1 protein-coding gene and 1 pseudogene are annotated in these 1384 nt (G+C 73.0%); both read right to left on the minus strand.

What is annotated here, in order from left to right:
- Positions 1–658 (minus strand): annotated as a pseudogene (locus ACWD4P_RS38245) (hypothetical protein); the annotation flags it as partial.
- Between the two features lie 121 nt (positions 659–779).
- Positions 780–1384: LuxR C-terminal-related transcriptional regulator (locus ACWD4P_RS38250; RefSeq protein WP_449782827.1), on the minus strand; the 605-nt coding region annotated here is incomplete at its 5' end.

Genomic DNA, 1384 nt, shown 5'->3' on the forward strand with positions numbered 1-1384 from the left:
GGAGGGTGCGGTCGGCGGCGCGGTTGCCGTGGTTGGTCAGCCGGATGGGCTGCGCGAGGTCGGTGCCGGGCCGCACGCCGGTGCGGTACGGGAGCTGGCTGACGCCGAGGTCGGGGCCGTCTCCGAGGCTGATCGCGGTGTCGGCGGGGTAGCCGGTCAGCGGGCCGAACGAGCTGTCCGCGGTGGCTGTGAAGTGCAGTGTGCCCGTGGCGTCGGCGGGCGCGCCCGCGGCGGCCCGCAGACCGATCCCGGCGACGCCGACGTACTGGCCGCCGCTGTCCAGGGAGCCGAAGTCGCAGGTCGCGGTGGTCTGGTCGGCGGCCGGGGTGCAGGTGGCGGGCCAGGTCACGTCGGCCACGCCCGCCAGCTCGGACGCGTCGACGGTGAGCCGGCCGCCCGTCACGGAGTTGTGCGTGTTGTCGTGCCCGATTCTGACGTCGATCGTGTTCGCCGTCGCGCTGCCGTCGGCCGCGGCGGCGGGCAGCACGAGGTCGTACGGCGCCGCGATCCAGAGCGCGTCCGTCTCCGGCTCGTCGGCGCTCGCGGGCGCGACCGATCCGAGGGCGAGGACGGCGCCGGTGACCAGGGCGAGCGGTATGCGGCGGCGCGTCAGTGCGCGTCCGCGGCCGGGGGCCCGGTGGGCCTGAAGTGCCTGCATGTGTCGTTCTTCTCCCTGTGCCGAGGTGCGGGCGGACGGGAGTTGGACCTGCGGGGGTGGGTGTTGGTTGTACGGAGATCCACTTCGCCCGTTCGAGGGCTGCCGGATCCTTTCGCGGAGGTCAGCGGTCCTGTTCCAGCATCCCGGACTGGCCGATGAGATAGCCCAGTTGGGCCCGGCTGTCGCTGCCGAGCGTGCTGGCGAGCTTGGCGATGTGGACGCGGACCGTGCGGATGTTCATGCCGAGGCGTTCGGCGATGACGGCGTCCGTGTGGCCCTCGATGAGGAGGGCGGCGATGGTGAGCTGGCGGGAGGTGACGCCGTCCTTCGCCGGGAGCTGCTGCGCGGCGACGGGGAACATGGGTGTGGCCAGCCGCCACAGCCGCTCGAACGTCGTCATGAGGTAGGAGATGAGGGCGGGGTGGCGTATCTCCAGGGCCACGGTGCGGTCCGTGTTGGCCGGGATGAACGCGACGGTCCGGTCGAGCAGGACGAGGCGCTCGGTGACCTCGTCGAGGGTGCGGACCGCCACGTCGCCGCGCAGCTGTTCGTAGTGGGCCAGCACGGCGGGGGAATGCCGCGAGGTGTGCTGGTAGAGGGTGCGCATCCGGCATCCCCGGGCCAGGAGTTCCTGCTCGATCGGGCGGGCCGCGGCAAGGCCGGCGGGAGGTCGCCCGCCACCGGGCTGGATGGTGAGGAGCTCCTGGGTGGCGACCGCGCTGGCTT

The sequence above is a fragment of the Kitasatospora sp. NPDC002543 genome (genome assembly GCF_053594915.1).